Genomic DNA, 16,366 nt, shown 5'->3' on the forward strand with positions numbered 1-16,366 from the left:
ACGGCGGCGCACGGCGCCGTTCAGGTGCCCACTCACCGTGCCTGCTCGGCTTCGCGGCGGCGCTCGCGCAGAAGCACCTGCTGCTGCTCACTGAAGGCGCGGTAGCGCTGCTGCCATTCGGACGGCTGGCTCACGCGCGTGATCTCGACCGCGGTGACCTTGTATTCGGGGCAGTTGGTCGCCCAGTCGGAGTTCTCGGTGGTGATGACGTTGGCGCCCGAGAACGGGAAATGGAACGTGGTGTAGACCACGCCAGGTTGCATGCGTGTGCTGATTCGCGCGCGCAACACGGTCTCGCCGGCGCGGCTGGCGATGCCGACCCAGTCGCCATCGGCGATGCCGCGTGCCTCGGCATCGTGCGGATGGATGTCGAGCAGGTCCTCGGAATGCCAGCGCGTGTTCTGCGTGCGCCGCGTCTGCGCGCCGACGTTGTACTGGCTGAGGATGCGCCCGGTGGTCAGGATCAGCGGGAAGCGTGCGTTGACCTTCTCGCGCGTCGGCACGTACTCGGTCAGCATGAACCTCCCCTTGCCGCGCACGAACTCGCCGATGTGCATGGTCGGTGTGCCGTCCGGCGCAGCGGCGTTGCATGGCCATTGCAGGCTGCCGCATTCGTCCAGCCGTGCGTAGCTGACGCCGGCGAAGGTCGGTGTCAGCCGCGCGATTTCGTCCATGATCTCCGACGGATGCGCGTAGTCCATCGGATAGCCGAGCGCGTTGGCGAGGAGCTGGGTGACTTCCCAGTCGGCATGGCCGCTGCGTGGCTGCATCACGCGGCGCACGCGCGAGATGCGCCGTTCGGCGTTGGTGAAGGTGCCGTCCTTCTCGAGGAAGGTCGAGCCGGGCAGGAACACGTGGGCGAACTTCGCCGTCTCGTTGAGGAACAGGTCCTGCACGACCACGCACTCCATCGCCGCCAAGGCGGCGGTGACGTGCTGCGTGTTCGGATCGGACTGCGCGATGTCCTCGCCCTCGATGTAGAGCGCCTTGAACTCGCCATCGAGCGCCGCCTCGAGCATGTTCGGGATACGCAGGCCCGGCTCGCGCTGCAAGCCGACACCCCAAGCCTGCTCGAAGCTGGCGCGCACGGCGTCGTCGCCGACGTGGCGATAACCCGGGAACTCGTGCGGGAACGAACCCATGTCGCACGAGCCCTGCACGTTGTTCTGGCCGCGCAGCGGATTCACGCCGACGCCCTCGCGGCCGAGGTTGCCGGTGGCCATGGCGAGGTTGGCGATGGCCATGACCGCCGTCGAACCCTGAGCATGTTCGGTCACGCCGAGGCCGTAGTAGATCGCGGCATTGCCGCCGGTCGCGTACAGCCGTGCGGCGGCACGCACTTCGGCGGCGGCGACGCCGGTAACGGCCTCCATCGCCTCCGGCGAGTGGCGCGGCTCGGCCACGAAGGTACGCCACTTGGCGAACGACTCGCCTTCGCAGCGCGCGGCCACGAAGGTCTCGTCGACCAGGCCTTCGCTGACGATCACATGGGCCAGCGAAGTCAGCAGGGCGACATTGGTGCCGGGGCGCAGCGCCAGGTGATGCGCGGCGGCTACATGCGGCGTGCGCACGAGATCGATGCGGCGCGGATCGGCGACGATCAGGCGCGCGCCCTGGCGCAGGCGACGCTTCATCTGCGAAGCAAACACCGGATGCGCGTCGGTCGGGTTCGCGCCGATCACGAAGATCACATCGGCCTGCATGACCGAATCGAAATCCTGCGTGCCGGCCGATTCGCCAAGCGTCTGCTTGAGGCCGTATCCGGTTGGTGAGTGGCAGACCCGCGCGCAGGTGTCGACGTTGTTGTTGCCGAACGCGGCGCGCACGAGTTTCTGCACGAGGTAGGTTTCCTCGTTCGTGCAGCGCGACGAGGTGATGCCGCCGATCGAGTCGCGCCCATGCTGCGCCTGGATGCGCCGGAACTCGGCTGCGGCGTGGTCGATAGCCTCCGCCCATGACACTTCGCGCCACGCGTCGCTGGTCTTCGCGCGGATCATCGGCTTGAGGATGCGTTCGGCATGCGTGGCATAGCCGATGGCGAAGCGGCCCTTCACGCAGGAGTGACCGTGGTTTGCCCCACCGCCAGCGTCGGGCACCATGCGCACAACCTCCTCGCCCTGCATCTCGGCGCGGAACGAGCAACCGACGCCGCAGTAGGCGCAGGTCGTGACCACGCTGCGCCGTGGCTGCCCCATCGAGATCAGCGAGTTCTCCGTCAACGTCGCGGTTGGACAGGCCTGCACGCAGGCGCCGCAGGACACGCACTCCGAGTCGAGGAAGGTTTCGCCATGGCTCGCTGCGACCTTCGACTCGAAGCCACGTCCGGCGATGGTCAGCGCGAACGTGCCCTGCACCTCGGCACAGGCACGCACGCAACGTGAGCAGACGATGCACTTCGAAGGATCGAAGGTGAAGTACGGGTTCGATTCGTCCCTGGGGCTGAACAGTGGGTTGATGTGCTTCTGGTTGGAAGTGCGGTCATGAATGGCCGCTTCTTGATTCTCGCGATCAGGGGCGATCGCTGGAAATACATGGTTGGCGCCGTCGTAGCCATAGCGCACCTCGCGCAGCCCGACCGCGCCGGCCATGTCCTGCAGCTCGCAATGGCCGTTGGCCGGACAGGTCAGGCAATCGAGCGGATGGTCGGAGATGTACAGCTCCATCACGCCGCGACGCAGCTCGGCGAGTCTCGCGCTCTGCGTCGTCACGCGCATGCCCTCGGCGACCGGTGTCGTGCACGAGGCCGGATAACCTTTCATGCCGTCGATCTCGACCAGGCAGAGCCGGCACGAGCCGAAGGCATCGAGTGCATCGGTCGCGCACAGCTTCGGGATCTCGACGCCGTTCAGCGCCGCCGCGCGCAGCACCGAGGTGCCCGGCGGCACCGTGACGGACACGCCGTCGATGTCGAGCCGCACCGGCTTCAAGGTCGAGATCGGCTGGACGGCCGGCGTACCGTAGTCGTGTTCGGCGATGGATCGCATGCGTGTCTCCGTTGACTTCGGAGGGTGTCCGCAAATCACGGCCAGAGCAAGAGCCGCCCGCCCTGGGCTCATTCCCCCGATCAACGCCTGCGCACGCGCGGCTCGCGGGAAAACGCCGGTCCCGGTTCTCGGCAGGCTCTCGCGGCGGGGTCAAGATCCCGAAGATCGATGGCGACTACTTCGACGAAGAGGCGGCCTAACCAGTCGCTCAACCGGAGCCGAAGCGAAGTCTTCTGAGAAATGGTCAAGCGCGCTCAGCACCGGATGCGGCGTCAGCCCACCGAGCGCGCACAGCGAGCCGTGCAGCATGGTGTCGGCGAGGCTGCGCAGCAGGGCGATGTTGCGTTCGCGCTCGTCCGCGGCACGGATGCGGTCGATGACCTCGACGCCGCGGGTCGAGCCGATGCGGCACGGCGTGCACTTGCCACAGGATTCGATCGCGCAGAATGCCATGGCGAAGCGCGCCTGTTCGGCCATGTCGACGCTGTCGTCGAAGGCGACGATGCCGCCATGGCCGAGCATCGCGCCGATGGCGGCAAAGGCTTCGTAGTCGAGCGGCGTGTCGAACTGCGATTCAGGCAGGTAGGCGCCAAGTGGGCCGCCGACCTGGACGGCGCGGATCGGCCGGCCGCTGGCGCTGCCGCCACCGTAGTCGTACAGCAACTCGCGCAGGGTCAGGCCGAAGGCGCGCTCGACCAGGCCGCCGCGCCTGAGGTTGCCGCCGAGCTGGATCGGCAGCGTGCCGCGCGAACGGCCGATGCCGTAGTCGCGATACCACGCGGCGCCATGCACGAGGATGTCCGGCACCGAAGCCAGGGTGATCACGTTGTTGATCAGGGTCGGCTGACCGAACAGGCCCTTGATCGCCGGCAGCGGCGGCTTGAAGCGCACCTGGCCACGCTTGCCCTCCAGGCTGTCGAGCAGGGCGGTTTCCTCGCCACAGACGTAGGCGCCGGCACCGAGGCGCAGGTCGATGTCGAAGGCGCGACCGCTGCCGTGCACGTCGGCGCCGATCCAGCCTGCCGCACGCGCGCGATCGAGCGCTTCGGCGAACACGCGCCGGGTGAGCGGATACTCGCTGCGCAGGTAGACGTAGCCGACGGTCGCGCCGGTGGCCAGGGCGGCGATCGCCATGCCTTCGATCAGGCGATACGGATCGCCCTCCATGACCATGCGGTCGGAGTAGGTGCCGGAGTCACCCTCGTCGGCATTGCAGACGATGTACTTGCGGGCGGCCGGCGTGTCGTGCACGGTCTTCCATTTGATGCCGGCCGGGAAGGCGCCGCCGCCGCGCCCACGCAGACCCGAATCGAGCACGGCCTGCACGATCGCTGCGGGAGCAAGCGCAAGCGCGGCCTCGAGGCCCTTCCAGCCGCCATGCGCGGCGTAGTCGTCGAGGTCGAGCGGATCGATGATGCCATTGCGCGCGAAGCACAGGCGCTGCTGGCTGGCGAGATACGGAATGTCGTCGACGCGGCCAGCCCCAAGTGCATGCGCCCCGCCATCGAGGAAACCGGCGTCGAACAGGCTGGCGACATCGGCGGCGGCGACCGGTCCGTAACCGACGCGACCGCATGACGTGGCAACCTCGACCAGTGGTTCGAGCCAGTACAGCCCACGCGAGCCGTTGCGCACGAGGCGGATGTCGATGCCGCGCCGCGCGGCTTCGTCGACGATCGCGCGCGCGACGGCTTCGGCACCGCAGGCGAGCGCGCTGGTATCGCGTGGAACGTAGACGGTCGTCGCCATCATGCTCCCCGGCAGCGGGCGACGACGGCATCGAGTGCGGCTGCATCGATGCGCCCGTGTACATCGTCGTCGATCATCAGCGACGGCGCGCAGGCGCAGTTGCCGAGGCAATAGACCGGTTCGAGCGTGACCGCACCATCGGCGGTGGTTTCATGGAAGTCGATGCCGAGCGTCTCGCGCAGGCGCGCTTCGAGCGCGCGCGCACCCATCGCCTGGCAGGCCTCGGCGCGGCACAGGCGCAGTACGTGGCGCCCAGGTTTCGTGCTGCGGAAATGGTGGTAGAAGCTGATCACGCCATGCACATCGGCACGGCTGATGTTCAAGGCCTGAGCGACCAGCGGCACGCTCGCCGGCGGCACGTAACCAAGCGCGTCCTGGATGCCGTGCAGGATCGGCAGCAGTGCACCCGGCAATGCGTGCAGCTCATCGAGCACGGCGACGACATGCTGGCGCTCGTGCTCGGCGAGCGCGGCGGGAGCTTCGGTCCTGGCGGCGGCTGGACTCACGGATGGCCTCGGTGGAAACGCGCCCGATGCGCGCGACAACGGCGACAAGTATGTGCGGCGCGGCGAAGGATGGTTGCTGCAATGCGACAAGAGTCCGGGTCGCGGCGGGCGGCCTTGCGATACTCGGGGCCGATCACGGAAGGCACGATCCCGCCGGTATACGCTGGCTCCGCCCGATCGGTCGCGAATCGGCGCACGGGGATCATCGGATCCTCCGTCGCTTCGGAATCGAAGCCCTGGCCGCGCTTTCCCCAACGACCTTTTCTTCGCGGAAACTGAACTGGCGCATGCATTATCGATTCGGCAGCTTCATCGTCAGTCCGGCCACCCGTCTGCTGCAACGGGAGTCGGTCCAGCTCAACGTCTCGCGCAAGCTGTTCGATTGCCTTGCCTACCTGATCGAGCATCGCGACCGCGCCGTCGGCCGCGATGAACTGGCCCGGGCCCTGTGGAAGCACGACAACGTTTCCGACAACCAGCTGGCCCAGGTCGTTGCGGCCGTGCGTCGACTGGTGGACGACGATGGCAGCCTGCAGCGCCTGGTCCGCACCGTACCCGGCTTCGGCTATCACTGGATCGGAACCGTCGAGATCGTCGAGGCGATCGACATCGAACCCGGCGATGGCGTGGCGGCGATCGCGCCCGACGTCGGCACCGCTGTGGTTTCCGCTCAACCCGTCCCTGCAACACCGGACGAGGCGCTCATCCCTGCACGCAGCCTGTCCACACCGATCCGCGCAGCCGCACCCGTGCAGCCGACGCTGCCAGCGGCATCCCCGGCGAAGCCTCCGGCACGCCAGCACACGCACCGGGCAGCGCTCGTCCTGCTGGTGCTGGCCCTGCTGGTGCTGGTCGGCATCCGGCTGCGGGGGCCCGTGGAAGACGCGTCGACTGCCCGACAACCGGCTGCTGCCACCTCGCCAGCGCAGGCATGGGTATTGCCAGCGGTGCTGCCCGACGACTCCGAAGCCTGGGCGCGTATCGGCCTGATGGCCATGGTTGGCGAAGGCCTGCGCCGCACCGGTGCGGTGGTGACGCCGGTCGAGAAGGTGCTGGCACGCATCAGCGAGCCGGTCCCGAATGAGCGGTTGCCCATGCTGCTGTCCGAACTCGATGCCGCGCTGGTGGTCGCGCCGCGTGTGCATCGGCTCGATGAGGCCTGGGTGGTCGAGCTGATTGCCGCATCGAAGACCGGCGACAGCGTGCGCGTCGATGCCAACGCCAGTGACCTGACGGCGGCGGCTCGTGCCGCGGTTTCCCGGCTGAACCGGCGCCTGCAACGCTCGGGCGCGGAGCTGGACGGGTCGATCGAAGAAACCTTCGGCGTGATCGAGCAGGCCATTCGCGCGAGGGACTTCGAAGGAGCGCTGCTGCAGCTCTCGCGCCTGCCTGCCGATGCACGTGAGATGCCCGAAACCGGCATCCTCGAAATCCGGCTGAAGCTGGAGAAGGGGCGCTACCTCGCAGCTCGTGACGAGGCCGATCTCTGGCTTGGGCGGCTGGATCGGGTCGCCCGGCCCGGCCCGTTCGCGCGCACGCTGCTGTTGAAGGTCAACGCCATGCGCCAATTGAACGAGCCGAGCTGGGCGCCGCTCGTGGATGAGGCACTGGGTCTCCTGAAAGGCACTGATGCGCCGCGCGATCTTGCCGTCGCCACGCAATTGCGCGGCATCGCCGCGATCATTGACGGTCGGCCCACCGACGCAGCCAAGGATCTCTCCCGGGCACGCGAAATGTTCGTTGCCATCGGGGATGAGCTCAAGGCCGCCGCGGTCGCCGGCACGATGGCGCAGATGGCCGTACTGCAGGGTCGGCACCTGGAAGCGCTCACGCTGCTGGAACAGAGCCGCCAGGTCATGAGCGCGTACGGCGCGGTGGGGCCGCTGATCCAGAACTCCCTCTGGACCGGCTACGTGTTCAGCGCGCTGTCCCGCTGGAACGACGTGCTGCACGTCACCGAGCAGATGCAGTCCCTGCTGCAGGCTGGCGGCGGTGCGAGTGGCTACGAGCAGTTCACCTACCTCCGCCTTCGGGTCCATGCACTGATGGAACTGGGACGACTGAAGGAGGCCGAAGCCTTGCTCGACGAACAGGTGCATCAGGTGCAGCGGGAGCTCTCCGACAACCCAGCCAGCGACGGTGGCCCGCTGAACCAGGTCACGATCGCCGCGCAACGTGCGCGACTGCGGATCATGCAGGGGCGATGGCAGGAAGCCGGCGCCGCTGCCAGCGACGGGCTCAAGCTGATGAGCCGGGCCGGGGAGAATGGTGGGTCGTTCGTGGGGGCCAATGTCGCGGAAGCACTCCTGTTGCTGCTCGTCCGCGCACAGGCGGGTGACCTGCCATGGAGCCCGCGGGCACCACTGCCCAACCTCACCCAATCCCAGATCGAGGCCCTGCAAAAAGTCGAGTCCCCCGACGGATTCCTGGCTCGCGCCTACTGGAACGCCCGTAGTGGAAACATCGAGGAGGCTGAAGCCGACTATCTGGCCGCGCTGGCGATGGAGTACACCCAACGCAGCCCCAACGTCACGCTGATCGTGATGGAAGCCTACATCCAGTTCCTGTTGTCCCGTGGACGCATCGAGGACGCATCCCGACAGCTCGACCAACTGGAAGCGCAGGCGCCCGGCGCGGTCGAACGGGATTACGACACCGCGCTGCTGCGACTGCGTGTCCGCCTGGCAGAGGGCGGGAACGAGCACGCGCAGGTTGCCGCCCGCCGCGTGCTCGCGCTGATCGGGGAACGTCCGCCACCCGCCGACGTGCGACCGATCCTCGAGTCCGGGCAGCGCATGGCGATCGAGTGACCAACGGGCGCGGGTCGCCTGCTGCGTCCAGCGCATTCTCTGCCTTGCGCGCCATGCGCCTGCGCCCGTGCAATCAATGCCTTGGCGCCTCGCATCAATGCGGCAAATCCGCATTTCATCATCGGATCCACACCACATTCACACCGGATCCGCACGACAAGCGGCTGGTCCGGGCACACCGTCGACAGGGCCGGGTGCGCTGTGGCCATCGGTTCCTCGCCCCGGACGAAACCGATCCATCACCTCAATTCGAGAGAAACGCCAATGAAGACCCTGACTACACTGGCCGTTGCGGTCGCCCTGAGCCTGTCAGGCTCGCTGTATGCCTCCGCGGACCAGGAAACGGACCGCTCACACGATCCTGCAGCAAGCAATGCCAAATCGGCGCAGCATGGAGACAACCAGCACGTCGAGCTCGGCGACGACGATGTCCTGGCGACATCAAACGACATTACCCTCGCTGCCAAGGTCCTGGCTGGCCAACTGACCGACGACGAACACGTCATCGAAGTCCGCTACGACGACGCAGGTCATGTCTGGGCCGTGGTACTCGGCGGCTACTGCGAGAGCGAGAACGATTGCGTCCAGTACACGCGCCAGCTGAGTCTGGATGCGCACGATCACGACGCCGACAAGGCCGGCGGCTCCAGTCTTGGGGGCGCCCCGCTGCAAGGCGGCAACTTGATCGACGCAGTCGCGGCTTTGCCTTCGGTGCACATGGCCCATGTCGTCATCCAGGCGCAGGTCGAGCCGTTCCGCGGCAACCAGTCGGCGCTGGCCGGCGATGCCGACGTCATGCGCGTGCAGTCGGGCCTGAACGCCAAGGGCATCAGCACAACCGTGGATGGCTGGTACGGCAACGGCACCACCAGCGCCTATGCAACCTGGCAGCGGCGCCTGGGCTACACCGGCCTCGATGCCACCGGCATCCCCGGCCCGAGCTCGCTGGCTGCACTCGGACAGAATCGTTTCGTGCTGACCAACAAGATCACGGTCGGGTCCAAGACGACGTTCTCCGGCAAGCGCGTCAATACGCGCACCCGCTCGATGCTGCGCGAGGCCGAGCGCCTGTTCGGTCGCAGCATCACGGTCACCCAGGGCTCCTACAACGCGGGCGGCGTCGGCGCTTCGGCCGGCACGCACGATGGTGGCGGCGCGGTCGACATCAGCGTGTCCTCGCTGAGCGAAACGCAACGCTGGCAGTTGGTGAGGGCGCTGCGCAAGGTCGGCTTTGCCGCCTGGTACCGCACGGCCATTCCGGGAACCTGGGCCGCACACATCCACGCCATTGCGATCGGTGATACCGACATGTCGCTGTCGGCGCGCAACCAGGTGGCCGACTACTATGTCGGCAGGAATGGCCTGGCCGGGCACGGCGCGGACAACACGCCCTCGGCCTACCGCGTGCCGTTCACCTGGTGGGAAAAGTACTGAGCTGCCAGGGAAGCAGGCGGCGACACGTCGGTCTTCGCTTCAGCATGAAGCTTCGCTGATCGTGCACGCTGCCACGACCGCCGGGAATGTGCCAGTCACATTCCCGGCATTTCTTTGGCCGATGCCGCGCTCAAGTCCCGTCATCAGCCGCGACTGTCGATGTCGCGATCGGAAGGGTCGGCGCATCTCCGCTGCAGTGGCAACCATTGCGCCAGCGCCTCGCGCGTGCGCACGCGGCCGATCTCGATGGCCTCCTCGGCGCGGTGGAAATCGTAGAAGGTGCAGACGTTGCGCGGGATCGTGATGAGGAGATCGGGCGGCTGCGCGGCCAGCTTGAGGCGCGTGATCGTTTCCTGCACGACATCGAGCGTGCGCGAGAACAGTTCGAGCAGGCCTGGCTCACGCGCGATGGCAGCCGGCAAGCGACGCCCGAGCAGGGCGCCGAACAGGCGCCGGCTGCGACTGCGCGGCGGCGATGCATCGGCATCGCTGCGCACCCGCTGCGAAGGGTCGTCGCCCGGCAGCGGCATCACGCCCGGCAATGGTTCGGCCATGGCATTGACGTCGACCGCGATGGTGATGTCGGTCATGTCACTCAGGGTCGGCGACACCGGCAACGGATTGAGCAGTCCGCCATCGACCAGCAGACGGCCCTGCACGCGATGCGGGCGGAAGATCGTCGGGATCGCGATGGAGGCGCGGATCGCGTCGAACAGCGAGCCGCGCGAGAACCAGACCTCGCGCTGCGCGTCAAGGTCGACGGCGACCGCCGTATAGCGAATAGGCAGGTCCTCGATGTCGATCTCGCCGATCTGCTCGCGCAGCATGCGCACGATGCGGTCGCCCTTGATGAAGCCGCCGCCGGTCAGGGTCCAGTCGACCATGCGCAGCACGTCGAGGCGCTGCAGCGGCAGCACCCAGTCGCGCCACTGCTGGAGCTTGCCGGCGGCGTACACGCCACCGACCAGCGCACCCATCGAACTGCCGGCAATCGAGCGGATCTCGAAGCCCTGGCGTTCGAGCTCCTCGATGACGCCGATGTGCGCATAGCCGCGCGCACCGCCGGAGCCGAGCACGAGCGAGAGCGTGCGGCGGCGGCGATGGCCGTCCACGTTCACGCCGGCGGGCCCCATGTTCACGCTCCGCCTCCGGCGTTGTAGGCCCCGATCGCCAGCTGCAACATGATGCGCATCTCCTCGCGCAGCGACACCGGCGAGACGATCTCGGCTTCGGGGCCGTACTTCAGCACGTCCATTAACAATTCGCGCGAGTTGCTGTACGGCAGCTTGAGTTCGTATTGGCCGTCCGGCAGCCATTGACCCTGCTGCTGCGAATGCCAGCGCTCGTCGGCAACCCAGCGCGCGGCATGCGCGGAGAAACGGATCGTCGCCCAGGCCTTGGGCGGGCCGGAGAAGATGCCGTAGCTGGCAGCGAGGTGGTCGTCGAGTTCGGCGACCCCGCGGTCGAGCGCCACGGCCTCGATCGAATGGGCCTCGCGCATGCGGTCCAGGGCGAAGCTGCGCAGGGCGTCACGGCCATGGTCCCAGGCATCGAGGTACCAGTTGTCACGGTAGTGGGTCAGACGCTGCGGCGAGACCTCGCGCGTGGTCAGCGCATTGGTGGTGCGCGCGCGGTACTCGAAACGCAGGCGCGTGCGCGAGAGCAATGCGCCGGCAACCGTGCGGAAGGTCGCCTGGTCGAGCTTGCGCGCGCCGCTGGCGATGACGCGAATGCGCTCGATCGGCAGCTTGCGTCCGCTGACCTGGTCGGACAGCAGGCCCTCGATGCGCGCACGGAACGGCGCCAGCGCGCCGGCCAGCACGCCGGGATCGGCGCGCCCGAGCAACTCGTTGAGGGCGAGCAGCGAGGCCAACTCCTCGCTGGTCAGCCACAGGCCGGGCAGCTCGAAACGATCGCCCTCGGTCGCGTCGTAGCGGATCGCGGCCTGCTCAGGATCGCTCTCGATCGGTGCGCCAAGCGCATCGCGCAAAAAGGCGATGTCGCGGTAGATCGTCGCCCGCGAGCAGGCCAGTTCCTCGCGCAGTCGCGTCAGCGGCACCGGATAGCGCGAGGCCTTGAGGATGCGATGCAGGGTAAGGATGCGCTCGTAGCGGTCCATGGCGCGGCAGGTTCGACGGCGACGCCGGCGAGTGTGGCATATCACCCCGAACGTGGGCATCAGGCTTCGCCATCGAAACCCCCGTACGAACCCCTCGGGCGATGTTCGATTGCCATCCCGCCGCATCCGCTACCATGCGCGTTTTCCCGCGCCGCCAGCCGCCGCATGCCGCACGCACAACTGCAACTCGACACGCCGACTGGCGACGCCGTCAAGACGACGACGTGCTACATGTGCGCGTGTCGCTGTGGCATCCGCGTGCACCTCAAGAACGGCCGCGTTCGCTACATCGACGGCAATCCGCAACATCCGGTCAACCGCGGCGTGATCTGCGCGAAGGGCTCGGCCGGCATCAAGCAGCACTATTCGGCGGCGCGGTTGTCGAAACCGCTGTTGCGCGTCGGCGAGCGCGGTGCCGGCGAGTTCCGCGAGATCGAATGGGACGAGGCGCTCGACCTCGCTGCGCAATGGCTCGGCGATATCCGGGCGCGCAATCCCGACGAACTGGCCTTCTTCACCGGCCGCGACCAGTCGCAAGCGCTGACCGGCTGGTGGGCGCAACAGTTCGGCACGATCAACTACGCCGCGCACGGCGGTTTCTGCTCGGTCAACATGGCCGCGGCGGGGCTGTACACGCTCGGCGGCAGCTTCTGGGAGTTCGGCGAGCCGGACTGGGAGCTGACCAGGTACCTGATGCTGTGGGGCGTCGCCGAGGATCACGATTCGAACCCGATCAAGACCGGCCTCGGCCGGCTCAAGGCGCGTGGCGCGAAGATCGTCGCGATCAATCCGGTGCGCACCGGCTACGCCGCGATCGCCGACGAATGGGTGCCGATCAATCCGGGCACCGACGGCCTGCTCGCCGGCGCCCTCATCCACGAGTTGCTGGTTGCAGACCGCATCGATTTCGAATTCCTGGTGCGCTACACGAATGCGCATCATCTGGTGATCCGCGACCCCGGTGCAGCCGACGATGGCCTCGTCGCGCGCGACGACAACGGTCGCGCCTTGTGTGCGGCACGTCACGGCGCTGATGTGCACATCGTCGACGCCGCCGCCACCGGCATCGCTCCGCTCGTGGTCGGCGAATACGTGCTGGCCGATGGCCGTACCGCGGTGCCGGCGTTCCACCTGCTCGCCGAACGCTATCTCGACGATCGCTTCGCGCCGCAGGCCGTGGCCGAGCGTTGTGGCGTTGCCGTGGAGACGATCCGCCGCCTCGCGCGCGAACTCGCCGACACCGCCTTCGAACAGGCGATCACGCTCGACCAGCCGTGGACCGACGCCTTCGGCCGCGAACACGCGACGATGACCGGCCGCCCGGTGGCCATGCATGCGATGCGCGGCATCTCGGCACACGTCAATGGCTTCCACACCTGCCGCGCGCTGCACGTGCTGCAAATGCTGCTCGGCGCGATCGACACGCCGGGCAGCTTCCGTTACCAGCCGCCATACCCGAAACCGATCCCACCGCCGAATCGGCCCGGTCGCACGCGCAAGGACAACGGTGCACTCGACGGCGGACCGCTCGGCTTCGTGCACTCGCCGGCCGATCTGCTCGTCGATGCCGACGGCCGGCCACGGCGCATCGACAAGGCCTATTCCTGGGAGCATCCGCTCGCCGCGCACGGCCTCATGCACTCGGTGATCCGCAATGCCTGGGCCGGCGATCCATACCGCATCGACACCTTGTTCATGTTCATGGCCAACATGGGTTGGAACTCGGCGATGAACACGACCGGCACGCGGCAGATGCTCTGCGACCGCGACCCGGCGACCGGCGAGTACCGCATCCCGCACATCATCTATGCCGATGCCTACGCCTCGGAAACGGTGGCGTTCGCCGACCTCGTCCTGCCCGACACCACATATCTCGAAAGGCACGACTGCATCAGCCTGCTCGACCGCCCGATCTCCGACGCCGACGGCGCCGCCGATGCGATCCGCCAGCCGGTGGTCGCACCGGACCGCGACGTGCGGCCGTTCCAGGATGTCCTGCTCGATCTCGGCGCGCGCCTGCGCCTTCCGGGCATGGTCGACGACGACGGCCGACCGAAGTATCCACGCGGTTTCGCCCAGTACATGGTCGAGCACGAACGCACCCCGGGGGTCGGACTGCTCGCCGGCTGGCGTGGCGCCGATGGCCGCCTGGAAGGACGCGGTGAAGCGAATCCGCGCCAGCTCCAGCATTACATCGAACACGGTTGCCACTGGCATGCCGCGGTGCCGGCGGCGGCGCGCTATTACAAGATGGCCAACCGCGAATATCTCGACTGGGCGAAACGGCTCGGCTTCATCGGCGCAGCCGAACCGGTCGTGCTGCAACTGTATTGCGAAACCCTGCAACGGTTTCGGCTCGCTGCACTCGGCCACGGTCCGCAGCAGCCGCCGGCGCGTGAGCGCGAACGCGTGGCCCGCCATTTCGATCCGTTGCCACAGTGGTATGCCGTGCTCGGCGACGGCGACGCGGACCCCGCATATCCGCTGGCCGCGATCACCCAGCGGCCAATGTTCATGTATCACGCCTGGGGTTCGCAGAACGCCTGGCTGCGCCAGATCGCCGCGCGCAACGTGCTCTACCTTCATCCCGACACGGCACGCGCGCACGGCGTCGCGGACGGCGACTGGATCTGGCTGGCCTCGCCGCTCGCGCGCATCCGCGTGCAGGCGAAGTTTCATGCCGCGACCGCGCCCGGCACGCTGTGGACGTGGAACGCGATCGGCAAGGCGAAGGGTGCGTGGAAACTCTCGACCGACGCGCCCGAGAGTCGTGACGGTTTCCTGCTCAATCATCTCATCGGCGAGCAGCTCGACGATGGCTACGCCAATGCCGATCCCGTGACCGGCCAGGCCGCCTGGTTCGACCTGCGCGTGCGCATCGAGCGCGACACTCGACCGGACAGTCCGGGAACGAGGATCGAATCCAACCATGGAGTACACGCATGACCCGCTGGCTCGCATCCATGTTCGGCGGCGGAAATCCGCCAGCCGAGGAAGCCGTCGTCTGGGCATATCGGTTGTTCCTGAACCGTGAACCGGAGAACCGCGCCGTCGTCGAACGCACCGCGGCCAATGTTCGCGGCTGGAAGGAACTGCGCGCCCACTTCGTCGGATCGGCCGAATACCTGCAATCGGCAGGGGGAACCTCGCGCCCTTCGCTGACCGGTCACGAACCGCCGATGGCCATCGAGCGCGTCGAGGAAGCAGCGACGGTTTCGCGTTTGCTCGAGCATGTCGCCAAGGCATGGACGCACATGGGCGACGTCGAGCCACATTTCTCGGTTCTCACCGATCCGCGCTACAAGCCGGACAAGCTCGAAGCCAACCTTGAGGAGTTCCATGCCAGCGGCCAACACGATCTGGCTAGGCTTCAGTCCGCTCTCGCACGCAACGGAATCACGCTGGCGAAAGATTCCGTGGCCTTCGAACTCGGCTGCGGCGTCGGCCGGATCACCCACTGGCTCGCCCGCGAAGTCGATCGCGTCGTAGCCGTCGACGTCTCCGCCAACCATCTGGCGCTGGCCCGGCGGCATCTCGAGGCCGGAGGCGCGAACAACATCGAGTTCGTGCAGCTCAAGCACGTCGACGACATCCGTCGCCTGCCTGCCTACGACTTGTTCTTCTCCGTCATCGTCCTGCAGCACAACCCGCCTCCGGTCATCGCGGCGATCCTCGAACGCGCGTTTGCCGGCTTGCGCGAGGGCGGGATCGCCTGGTTCCAGGTGCCGACCTACCGCGCCGGCTACCGCTTCGACCTCGCCTCCTACCTGGCAGACCAGGTCGGCAACAACGACATGGAAATGCACGTGCTGCCGCAGCGCGAGGTCATGCGTCTGGCCTCGGCCCATGATTGCGAACTGGTGGAAGTGATCGAGGACACCTACACCGGCATGCGTGTCGGCGAGATGTCGAACACGTTCCTGCTGAGGAAGCGGAAGGCAACATGACTTCGCTGCCGCCACCCGCTGCGAAGAAGCTCGGCCTGGTGATCGACCTCGACACCTGCGTCGGCTGCCACGCCTGCGCGGTCGCCTGCAAGGAATGGAACGACGGCGGCGCGTTCGGGCCGCTGATCGACGAGAACGCCTACGCCGCCGAACCGTTCGGCGTGTGGTTCAACCGCGTGCACAGCTATGCGGTTGAAGAGCAGGGATTCGGGATTCGGGAAAAAAGCCGTGTCGGCTCGTCATGCGCCCCTGCTTCTCCCAATCCCCAATCCCCAATCTCCAATCCCGGCCTGACCATCCACTTTCCCCGCTCCTGCCTGCACTGCGAGACGCCGGCCTGCGTGACGGTGTGCCCGACCGGGGCGAGCTACAAGCGCGCCGAGGACGGCATCGTGCTGGTCGACGAGGACAAGTGCATCGGCTGCCAGCTCTGTGCCTGGGCCTGCCCGTATGGCGCCCGCGAGTTCAGCGCGCGCCGCGGCACGATGCAGAAGTGCACGCTGTGCGTCGATCGCATCTACAACGAGACGCTCGACGAAGCCGACCGCCAGCCGGCCTGCGTACTCGCCTGCCCGACCCGCGCGCGCCATTTCGGCGACCTCGGTGACGAAACCTCCGCGGTGTCGAAATTGGTTGCCGAGCGCGAGGGCTATGCACTGATGCCCGAACTCGGCTACAAGCCAGTCAACCGCTACCTGCCGCCGCGACCGCGCCGCGACGAACGTGCCGCGAAGGTCGATGCGCAACCCGAAACCGTCGATCACGCGCGCCTGCCACCGCTGCTGCGCTGGCTCGATCGCACGCTCTCGCGCTGAAC

At 67.4% G+C, this 16,366-nt stretch carries 10 protein-coding genes; 5 read left to right on the forward strand and 5 right to left on the reverse strand.

Features of this window, described 5'->3' with window-relative positions; genetic code table 11:
- Positions 1 to 32: 32 nt before the first annotated feature.
- The 3 genes from fdhF to KF907_RS03255 all read right to left on the reverse strand — a co-directional run bounded on the left by fdhF (position 33) and on the right by KF907_RS03255 (position 5,239).
- On the reverse strand, positions 33 to 2,984 hold the full coding sequence (gene fdhF / locus KF907_RS03245; protein WP_291218143.1) for a formate dehydrogenase subunit alpha: 2,952 nt from the start codon (positions 2,982 to 2,984) through the stop codon (positions 33 to 35).
- Positions 2,985 to 3,134: 150 nt separating this feature from the next.
- The gene (locus KF907_RS03250) at positions 3,135 to 4,733 is read right to left on the reverse strand and encodes a formate dehydrogenase beta subunit (protein ID WP_291218145.1); all 1,599 of its coding nucleotides are present in this window, start codon (positions 4,731 to 4,733) and stop codon (positions 3,135 to 3,137) included.
- Positions 4,733 to 5,239 (reverse strand): formate dehydrogenase subunit gamma, encoded by a 507-nt coding sequence (locus KF907_RS03255; RefSeq protein WP_291218147.1) that lies wholly within the window; start codon positions 5,237 to 5,239, stop codon positions 4,733 to 4,735. Before KF907_RS03255 ends, KF907_RS03250 begins: the two co-directional genes overlap by 1 nt.
- Before the next feature lie 287 nt (positions 5,240 to 5,526).
- Between KF907_RS03255 and KF907_RS03260 the strand changes: the two genes are divergently transcribed.
- Positions 5,527 to 8,049, forward strand: a complete 2,523-nt coding sequence (locus KF907_RS03260) for a winged helix-turn-helix domain-containing protein (RefSeq protein WP_291218149.1) — start codon at positions 5,527 to 5,529, stop codon at positions 8,047 to 8,049.
- Between the two features lie 264 nt (positions 8,050 to 8,313).
- Entirely contained in the window at positions 8,314 to 9,483 is a 1,170-nt protein-coding gene (locus KF907_RS03265) for a peptidoglycan-binding domain-containing protein (RefSeq protein ID WP_291218151.1), read from the forward strand.
- A 143-nt stretch (positions 9,484 to 9,626) separates the two neighbouring features.
- On the opposite strand, the gene KF907_RS03270 is transcribed toward KF907_RS03265, so the two are convergent.
- Entirely contained in the window at positions 9,627 to 10,616 is a 990-nt protein-coding gene (locus KF907_RS03270; protein ID WP_291220229.1) for a patatin-like phospholipase family protein, read from the reverse strand.
- Positions 10,617 to 10,618: 2 nt separating this feature from the next.
- Positions 10,619 to 11,602, reverse strand: coding sequence for a helix-turn-helix transcriptional regulator (locus KF907_RS03275; protein ID WP_291218154.1), 984 nt, complete (start codon positions 11,600 to 11,602; stop codon positions 10,619 to 10,621).
- Positions 11,603 to 11,767: 165 nt separating this feature from the next.
- Between KF907_RS03275 and KF907_RS03280 the strand changes: the two genes are divergently transcribed.
- From KF907_RS03280 to KF907_RS03290, 3 genes are read left to right on the forward strand one after another with little or no spacing between them, the layout of a single operon-like run.
- Positions 11,768 to 14,548, forward strand: coding sequence for a molybdopterin-dependent oxidoreductase (locus KF907_RS03280; protein WP_291218156.1), 2,781 nt, complete (start codon positions 11,768 to 11,770; stop codon positions 14,546 to 14,548).
- Entirely contained in the window at positions 14,545 to 15,549 is a 1,005-nt protein-coding gene (locus KF907_RS03285; RefSeq protein WP_291218158.1) for a class I SAM-dependent methyltransferase, read from the forward strand. Before KF907_RS03280 ends, KF907_RS03285 begins: the two co-directional genes overlap by 4 nt.
- Positions 15,546 to 16,364 (forward strand): 4Fe-4S dicluster domain-containing protein, encoded by an 819-nt coding sequence (locus tag KF907_RS03290; RefSeq protein WP_291218160.1) that lies wholly within the window; start codon positions 15,546 to 15,548, stop codon positions 16,362 to 16,364. Before KF907_RS03285 ends, KF907_RS03290 begins: the two co-directional genes overlap by 4 nt.
- The last annotated feature ends 2 nt before the right edge of the window (positions 16,365 to 16,366 follow it).

The sequence above is a fragment of the Dokdonella sp. genome, from assembly GCF_019634775.1.
Taxonomy (GTDB): Bacteria; Pseudomonadota; Gammaproteobacteria; order Xanthomonadales; family Rhodanobacteraceae; genus Dokdonella.

What these genes read in the sequence shown, in the direction of transcription:
- KF907_RS03280 (WP_291218156.1), top strand. Translation starts at nt 11,768, where the DNA reads ATGCCGCACGCACAACTGCAACTCGACACGCCGACTGGCGACGCCGTC.
- KF907_RS03290 (WP_291218160.1), top strand. Translation starts at nt 15,546, where the DNA reads ATGACTTCGCTGCCGCCACCCGCTGCGAAGAAGCTCGGCCTGGTGATC.
- KF907_RS03250 (WP_291218145.1), bottom strand. Translation starts at nt 4,733, where the DNA reads ATGGCGACGACCGTCTACGTTCCACGCGATACCAGCGCGCTCGCCTGC.
- KF907_RS03285 (WP_291218158.1), top strand. Translation starts at nt 14,545, where the DNA reads ATGACCCGCTGGCTCGCATCCATGTTCGGCGGCGGAAATCCGCCAGCC.
- fdhF (WP_291218143.1), bottom strand. Translation starts at nt 2,984, where the DNA reads ATGCGATCCATCGCCGAACACGACTACGGTACGCCGGCCGTCCAGCCG.
- KF907_RS03265 (WP_291218151.1), top strand. Translation starts at nt 8,314, where the DNA reads ATGAAGACCCTGACTACACTGGCCGTTGCGGTCGCCCTGAGCCTGTCA.
- KF907_RS03270 (WP_291220229.1), bottom strand. Translation starts at nt 10,616, where the DNA reads ATGGGGCCCGCCGGCGTGAACGTGGACGGCCATCGCCGCCGCCGCACG.
- KF907_RS03275 (WP_291218154.1), bottom strand. Translation starts at nt 11,602, where the DNA reads ATGGACCGCTACGAGCGCATCCTTACCCTGCATCGCATCCTCAAGGCC.
- KF907_RS03260 (WP_291218149.1), top strand. Translation starts at nt 5,527, where the DNA reads ATGCATTATCGATTCGGCAGCTTCATCGTCAGTCCGGCCACCCGTCTG.